Below are 7,841 nucleotides of genomic sequence, written 5' to 3'. Positions count from 1 at the left end.
GGGCCGTACTGGTCGGTCACACCCTGGACGACCAGGCCGAGACAGTGCTGCTGCGGCTCGCGCGGGGCTCGGGGGCCCGTTCGCTCGGCGGGATGCGCCCGCGCGACGGCCTGCTGCGCCGCCCCCTGCTGGGCCTGCGCCGGGTCCAGACCCGGGCCGCCTGCGACGCCGAGCGGCTGTCGGTCTGGGACGATCCGACCAACCAGGATCCGGCGTTCGCCCGGGCGCGGGTACGCCACCGGGTCCTACCGCTGCTGGAGGCTGAGCTCGGGCCGGGTATCGCGGAATCGCTGGCCCGCGGGGCCGAGCTGCTGCGGGCCGACGCGGACGCGCTGGACGCGACCGCCGCCGATGCCTACGCCACGGCCGCCACGGCCGTCACGGCCCACAGCGGTCCGCCCGCGGGCCCGAGAACCGGTCCGACCCCCGCTGCGGACCCGAGTCCGGCCGGCGGCGCGGTCGGCTTCGCGGTGACGACGCTCGCCGCGCTTCCCGCCGCGATCCGCGGGCGGGTGCTGCGCCGGGCCGCCCTCGACGTCGGCGCCTCGGCGTCGGCGTTGCGCGCCGAGCACGTCTGGGCGGTGGAGGAACTGGTGACGCGGTGGCGCGGCCAGAAGCCGGTGCCACTGCCGGGCGGTGTCCTCGCCCGGCGCTGGGCGGACCGGATCACACTCACCGGACCGGTGGCTCCGCCGTGGCCACCCGCCGGACCCGCCGGCCGCGGGCCGGATCTCGCCGCAGCGGCGTACTTCGAGGAGGACGATCAGGTGAGCCAGGCCGCGACGACGACGCCCGATGCCGGCAGCCCCTACGAGGGCCCGCCGGCGGCCGCCACGCATCCCGACATCGACGAGGTCCTCGTCACTGCCGACGAGATCGCCGCGAAGATCGCGGAGCTGGCGGCCCGGGTCGACGCCGACTACGCCGGCCGGGAGATCCTCCTGGTCGGCGTGCTCAAGGGCGCCGTGATGGTGATGGCGGATCTCTCGCGAGCCCTCGCCGTGCCGCTGACCATGGAGTTCATGGCGGTGTCGTCATATGGATCGTCGACATCCTCCTCTGGGGTGGTGCGCATCCTCAAGGACCTGGACCGTTCGATCGAGGGTCGCGACGTGCTCGTCGTCGAGGACATCATCGACTCGGGGTTGACCCTGTCGTGGCTGCTGAAGAACCTGCGTTCGCGCGGGCCCGCCTCGCTGGAGGTGCTGGCCCTGTTCCGCAAACCGGAAGCGATCACGGTCGACGTCGACGTCCGGTATGTCGGCTTCGACATTCCCAGCGCCTTCGTCGTCGGATACGGCCTTGATTATTCCGAGTACTACCGCACGCTCCCCTTCGTCGGCACCCTGACGCCTGCGGCGATCGAGCGCAGGGCCCCGGCCTGAGCCAGCCGGGGCGGCCACGCGGCCCCGGCGTGCGGGGTGCACCCCCGTGCGGAGCCGGATCGTCCGGCCCGGAACAGTGCGGGCCGCCGGTCCGTTGGTCGGATGTACGCGCGGTGAGATGCGCGCACCGGCGGTACCCTCGGCACAAGGGAATCCCGATCGAGGGCAGTACACACGTCAGGAGGGTGGAGCGCTCGTGTCCGGCGCTCCAGACAGATGACTCCAAGAAGAATCTTCCGCGGCTGGGTGCCACTGCTGCTCCTGGTCCTGTTCGTGATCATCCTCACGACGGGTGTCCTCTCGGGTCCCAGTGAGTACGGCAAACGAGACCTGAACTTCGTCCAGCAGCAGATCGACGAAGGCCAGGTGACGAAGGCCAAGATCGAGGACTCCAAGCAGCTCATCCAGATCCAGACGAAGGACGGCCGCAAGTTCGAGTCGTCCTATGTCACCGAACAGGGTGTCGGTCTGGCCAACGAGCTGCGGAACAAGCGCGTCGCCTACGACGTCTCCGTGGATCGCGGAAACATCCTGGTCTCCCTCCTGCTGAACCTGCTGCCCGTGCTGCTCGTGGTCCTGCTGCTGTTCTTCTTCATGAACCAGATGCAGGGCGGCGGCAACCGGGTCATGAACTTCGGCAAGTCCAAGGCCAAGCTGGTGAGCAAGGACACACCGAAGACGACGTTCTCCGACGTGGCCGGCGCGGACGAGGCGATCGAGGAACTCCAGGAGATCAAGGAGTTCCTGGAGAACCCGAGCAAGTTCCAGGCGATCGGCGCGAAGATTCCCAAGGGCGTCCTGCTCTACGGGCCGCCGGGCACCGGCAAGACCCTGCTGGCCCGGGCCGTCGCCGGCGAGGCGGGAGTGCCGTTCTACTCGATCTCGGGTTCCGACTTCGTCGAGATGTTCGTCGGTGTCGGCGCCAGCCGGGTCCGCGACCTGTTCGAGCAGGCCAAGGCGAACGCGCCGGCGATCATCTTCGTCGACGAGATCGACGCTGTCGGCCGCCATCGCGGGGCCGGGCTCGGTGGTGGGCACGACGAGCGCGAGCAGACCCTCAACCAGCTCCTCGTCGAGATGGACGGGTTCGACGTCAAGGGCGGCGTCATCCTCATCGCGGCGACGAACCGGCCCGACATCCTCGACCCGGCGCTGCTGCGGCCCGGCCGCTTCGACCGCCAGATCGTCGTCGACCGGCCCGACCTGCTCGGCCGCGAGGCCATCCTGCGGGTTCATGCCAAGGGCAAGCCGATCGGTTCGGACGCCGACATGATGGTCATCGCCCGGCGCACCCCAGGCTTCACCGGCGCAGACCTGGCGAACGTGCTCAACGAGGCCGCTCTGCTGGCCGCCCGGTCCAACATGAAGTTCATCTCCTCGGCGCTGCTGGAGGAGTCGATCGACCGGGTGATGGCCGGGCCGGAACGCAAGACGCGGGCGATGAGCGACAAGGAGAAGAAGCGCATCGCCTACCACGAGGGCGGGCATGCCCTCGTGGCGCACGCGCTGCCGAACTCCGACCCGGTACACAAGGTCACGATCCTGCCCCGGGGCCGCGCGCTGGGCTACACGATGCAGCTCCCGTTGGAGGACAAGTACCTGTCGACCCGCTCGGAGATGCTGGACCGGCTCGCCGTGCTCCTCGGCGGCCGCACCGCCGAGGAACTGGTGTTCCACGACCCCACGACCGGCGCCAGCGACGACATCGAGAAGGCAACGCAGATCTCCCGGGCGATGATCACTCAGTACGGGATGAGCGACAAGCTCGGCGCGATCAAGTTCGGCAGCGAGAACAGCGAGGTCTTCCTCGGCAAGGAGGTCGGGCACCAGCGCGACTACTCCGAGGAGGTCGCCAGCGAGATCGACGTCGAGGTCCGCCGGCTCATCGAGGCCGCGCACGACGAGGCGTGGGAGATCCTGGTCACCTACCGCGACGTCCTCGACAACCTCGTGCTGCGGCTGATGGACATCGAGACGCTGGGCAAGGACGATGTCGCCGAGGTCTTCGCGACCGTGCAGAAGCGACCCGTCCGCGGCATCTACACCGGCGTCGGTCGGCGCATCCCCTCGGATCGCCCGCCGGTACAGACCCCGGCCGAGCTGGGGCTGGTCCCCACCGGCGTCGCCGACCTGGTGAAGGACCCCGGTCACGGCAACGGGGCAGCCGGTCGCCCGGGTAACGGTGCCCCGCCTGCGCCCGGAGCGGATCAGGCCGGGCACGGTAACCCGGTCGGTCCCGGCGGAAACGGGAATGGCGGCCCAGGTGGGCACGGTTACCCCCAGGGACAGACTTATCCGCAGGGCCAGGGTTATCCGCAGGGCCAGGGCTATCCGCAGGGGTCGGGTTCGCCGGCTCCGACCGGTGGCGAGGCCCCGCCCGAGGGGCCGCGCATCGCCAACCCGTGGGCCCCGCCGAGCTGGCCGAACGACGACGACAGGAGACGCCGTTGACGTCCGATTCCCCCGAGGTGTTCACGGATGAGCGGGTGGGCTCCGGCGCGTCGCCAGAGGTGAACGCCCCGGGGTCGGACGGCTTCGGCGTTCCCGATCCCAGCGCTCTCGGCGACAGCGCTCTCAGCAACAGCGCCCTCGGTAGTAACGCGACCACCGCCACGGCGGTCCCCTCGGCGTCGCCGGTCCGGGATCGGCGCAGACCTCAGCAGGTGCGCCCCTTCGACCACGACCGGGTGGCGCGCGCTGTGCGCGAACTGCTCATCGGGATCGGCGAGGACCCGGACCGGGAGGGCCTGCGCAAGACACCGGACCGGGTCGCCCGGGCCTACCGGGAGGCGGTGGAGGGCCTGGGGCGGGAACCGTCCGACGTGCTGACCACCGTCTTCGACGAGGGCCACGACGAGATGGTGCTCGTGCGCGACATCGACTTCTCGTCGCTGTGCGAGCACCACCTGGTGGTGTTCTCCGGCCGGGCGCACGTCGCGTACATCCCGAACGACCGGGGTCAGATCACCGGCCTGTCCAAGCTGGCACGGTTGGTGGATCTCTACGCTCGCCGGCCGCAGGTCCAGGAACGCCTGACGTCCCAGGTCGCCGATGCTCTCGTCGACGTCCTGGAACCGCGGGGAGTGATGGTCGTCGTCGAGGCGGAGCACCTGTGCATGTCGATGCGGGGGGTGCGTAAGCCGGGGGCCACCACGGTGACCTCGGCGGTGCGCGGCCAGTTCCTCAGCACGGCGACGCGCAGCGAAGGCATGTCGCTGATCCTCGGCAGCCGTCGCTGATCCACCAGGGCCGCTGATCCACCAGGGCCGCCCCGGACAATCGCCCGGATCTGGGCTCAGACCTCCCTGGATGACCTCCCCCGCCCGGCCCGGCCGCCGCCGGGGCCGGGCGGGGTCCGGGAGCGGACGAGCCGCGGCGAGGCGCCGGCGGTCGTTACAGCCGGCAGGGTGAGTGCTACAGCCGGCAGGCCTGGATGCCGGAGACCAGAATCCCCCGGGCACCCAGATCCCACAGGTCGTCCATCGTCCGGTTGACCTCCGCGCGGAGCACCATCGCCCGCACGGCGACCCAGTCCTCCCGCTGCAGCGGTGAAATCGTCGGCGACTCGTAGCCAGGCGTGATGTCACACGCCTTTTCCAGCACCGCGCTCGGCACGTCGTAGTCCATCATCACGTACCGCCGAGCGACGAGGACGCCCTGCACACGGCGCAGCAGCCGCTCGTGCGGCGTGGACAGCTCCGCCCCCCGCTTGGCGATGATGATCGCTTCGGACCGCAGGACCGGCTCGCCGAGCAGCTCCAGCCCGGCGGCCCGCAGCGTGCGGCCGGTCTCGACCACGTCGGCCACCGCATCCGCGACCCCGAGCCGCACCGCCGTCTCCACCGCGCCGTCGAGAGTCACGATGCTCGCCGGGGTGACACCGCGGCCGGCCAGGTCCGCCCGCACCAGTGCCGGGAACGACGTGGCGATCCGCCGGCCCTGCAGCTCCGCCACGTCCGCGAGCGCGCCCTCCGGGGCGGCGTAGCGGAAGGTGGCGTGCGCGTAGCCGAGCGGCAGCAACTCCGCCGCGGCGGCGTTGCTGTCGAGGAGCAGGTCGCGACCGGTGATGCCGAGGTCGAGCCGACCCGAACCGACGTACACGGCAATGTCGCGCGGGCGCAGAAAGAAGAACTCGATGTCGTTTTCGACATCGGTGATAACCAGCTCCGCGGACTCACGCCGGGCGTTGTAGCCGGCGTCGGCGAGCAACTGGCTGGAGGCCGCGGACAGCGACCCCTTGTTAGGAACCGCAATACGAAGCATCGTCACTACTCGGCGTCTATGGGAAAGGTCAGGGACGTGATCACAGGTGGGAGTATACGTCGTCCAGGGAAAGACCCAGGGAAATCATGAGGAGCTGACTCCAGTACAGCAACTGGGAGATCTCCTCGGCCGCCCTCTCCCGACCTTCGTACTCGGCCGCCATCCAGGCCTCGGCGGCCTCCTCGACGAGTTTCTTACCGAGATGATGAACGCCCTTGTCGAGGGCCGCGACGGTACCGGAGCCGGGCGCCCGGCGCTGCCATTTGTCGGCGACCTCGGCGAAGAGTTCGTCGAATGTCTTTCCGCTGGCCGTATTCGCGCCGGCGGCGGTGGGCGTGCTGCCGATCGCCGCGCCGGGATCGCCGGCGGCCCCGACGGGACGGTGCGGATCGCCGTCCACACCGGGTCGGGAGAGACGCCCGGACGGCGGCGACCCGGGCCGATCGGCAGGAACCATGTTCGGCATGCTACCTGTCACCGCGCCATCGGCCGCCCCGCCAAACTTCGTCATCGGTCGCGGACACCGACGACCACTGCCGGGTGTGCGCGCAGCGCGCCTGCGCCGCCCCTGCGCCAGGCACGACGCTGGCGGATCACGCCGACTGCGCGGCACGTTGCTGGTTGACTGAGTCACTGTGTCCCCGCCTGCCCTCGTCGCCACGGATCTGGACGGGACGCTGATCCGCAGCGACGGCACCGTCTCGGCACGCACCCGCGCGGCCCTGCGACGGGTGGAACGGTCCGGTGCGACCGTCGTGTTCGTCACCGGGCGGCCGAGCCGGGTGATGGCGGGCGTGGTGGCGCAGACCTCGGCCTCCGGCCTCGCCATCTGCGCGAACGGAGCGCTCGTCTTCGACCTCGACGCCGGCGTTCCGGTCAGTCACCGGTTTCTCGAGCAGGCCACGGCGCTGCGGTTGGCCCAGGCCATTCGCGCCGCCGTACCGGACGCCGTGTTCGCCGTGGAGAGCGGCGTCCGGTTCGGCCGGGAGCCGGCCTTCGAGACGATGTGGCCGGACCCTGGGGAGCTGGTCGCGGCGTTCCCCGAGCTACTGGTCGCCCTGCCGGCGACAAAGCTGCTGGTGCGGCGTGGTGGTCAGCCGTTCACCGAGGTGTACGACGCGATCGTCGAACTCGCCGGGACGGACGCCGTGGTCACGACATCGAGCGTGGACCTGGTGGAGATCGCCGGGCCCGGAGTGTCCAAGGCCGTGGCACTGGCGGAGCTCGCCGCCGAGCGCGGGATGACCGCCCGCGACGTCATCGCCTTCGGGGACATGCCGAACGACCTGCCGATGTTCGCCTGGGCCGGGTACTCGGTGGCCGTCGCCAACGCCCATCCAGACGTCCTCGCCGCCGCCGACGAGATCACCGCGTCGAACGACGAGGACGGGGTGGCGATCATTCTGGAGCGGCTGTTCCCGGCGGTGGACTGAGCTCCCCACCCGGGATGGGTTCACCCGGCGTGGCGCCGGGGCTCGCGGCGCCGGGACCGATCGCGGCGCCGGGACCGATCGCGGCGCCTGCCGCGGGGCGGCGGGGCGCGAGGAGTTCGGCGTAGCTGCGCGTGTACCCGGCGAGAATCTCGTCGAGGTCGGACGCGGTCAGCGCCGCATACTCCTCGAAGATCTTCGCGTAGATCCGGACCTGGTCCGGATGACTGAAACCGGTGGCTTCCAGTGTCTCCACCACGACCAGCCTGTCATCGAGAATCGTGAATCCCTGCACGTGCGGATACTCCAGCTCGGCCGAGCTCGGCACGATCCGAACCGTGACGTTGTCCAGCTCCGCCACCGCGGCAATCCGCTTGATCTGCGCGATCATGTACTCCGGCGGCGCGAAGCGATTACCGAGGACCGACTCCATCAGGATGAACTCGAACCGCCGGGTCGCGTCATAGAGCAGATTCTGCCGTCTGATCCGCAGGCTGACCTTCTCCGCGGTCCGCTGATACCACGCGCCCTCGTCGCCACCGATGGTGATGCGGTGATATCCGTTCACGACCCGGCGGGCGTATTCGCTGATCTGGATCAGCCCAGGCAGCAGGATCGGCTCGAACTCGCGGATGACGGTCGCCTCCCGCTCGGCGTCGAGGATCTCCTCCTGGTCGAGGCTGACGCCCTGCCGCCGGGTCTCCACCTCGGCGGCGGCGGCGCGGGCGGGGGGGGGCCGGGCCGGGGGGGGCGCGGCCGGCGG

At 70.5% G+C, this 7,841-nt stretch carries 7 protein-coding genes; 4 read left to right on the top strand and 3 right to left on the bottom strand.

Annotated features, from left to right (window positions below):
- The 3 genes from hpt to folE all read left to right on the top strand — a co-directional run.
- A partial coding sequence (hpt, locus tag ND748_RS20285) for a hypoxanthine phosphoribosyltransferase (RefSeq protein ID WP_251747579.1) occupies positions 1-1,385 on the top strand: 1,385 nt, incomplete at its 5' end.
- A 216-nt stretch (positions 1,386-1,601) separates the two neighbouring features.
- The gene (gene ftsH, locus ND748_RS20280; RefSeq protein WP_251747578.1) at positions 1,602-3,836 is read left to right on the top strand and encodes an ATP-dependent zinc metalloprotease FtsH; all 2,235 of its coding nucleotides are present in this window, start codon (positions 1,602-1,604) and stop codon (positions 3,834-3,836) included.
- Positions 3,833-4,624 carry a GTP cyclohydrolase I FolE gene (folE, locus tag ND748_RS20275; RefSeq protein ID WP_251747577.1) on the top strand — a complete coding sequence of 264 codons (792 nt, stop codon included), beginning with the start codon at positions 3,833-3,835 and terminating at the stop codon, positions 4,622-4,624. The genes ftsH and folE overlap by 4 nt, the downstream gene beginning before the upstream one ends.
- Positions 4,625-4,799: 175 nt before the next feature.
- Here the strand turns inward: folE and hisG are convergent, their stop codons facing one another.
- Positions 4,800-5,648: an ATP phosphoribosyltransferase gene (gene hisG, locus ND748_RS20270; protein WP_251747576.1), complete on the bottom strand. Its 849-nt coding sequence runs from the start codon at positions 5,646-5,648 to the stop codon at positions 4,800-4,802.
- A 40-nt stretch (positions 5,649-5,688) separates the two neighbouring features.
- Positions 5,689-6,105 (bottom strand): phosphoribosyl-ATP diphosphatase, encoded by a 417-nt coding sequence (locus tag ND748_RS20265; RefSeq protein ID WP_251747580.1) that lies wholly within the window; start codon positions 6,103-6,105, stop codon positions 5,689-5,691.
- Positions 6,106-6,283: 178 nt separating this feature from the next.
- Here ND748_RS20265 and ND748_RS20260 point away from each other — a divergent pair, with 178 nt between their 5' ends.
- Complete coding sequence (locus ND748_RS20260) at positions 6,284-7,081, top strand: Cof-type HAD-IIB family hydrolase (RefSeq protein WP_251747575.1); 798 nt, start codon at positions 6,284-6,286, stop codon at positions 7,079-7,081.
- Here the strand turns inward: ND748_RS20260 and ND748_RS20255 are convergent.
- Positions 7,047-7,841: DUF5753 domain-containing protein (locus ND748_RS20255; RefSeq protein ID WP_251747574.1), on the bottom strand; the 795-nt coding region annotated here is incomplete at its 5' end. The genes ND748_RS20260 and ND748_RS20255 overlap by 35 nt on opposite strands.

Source organism: Frankia sp. AiPs1 (assembly GCF_023716945.1).
Classification (GTDB): domain Bacteria; phylum Actinomycetota; class Actinomycetes; order Frankiales; family Frankiaceae; genus Frankia.
The sequence above is the reverse complement of the archived record's forward strand: the minus strand, read 5'-3'. Positions and strand labels throughout refer to the sequence as shown.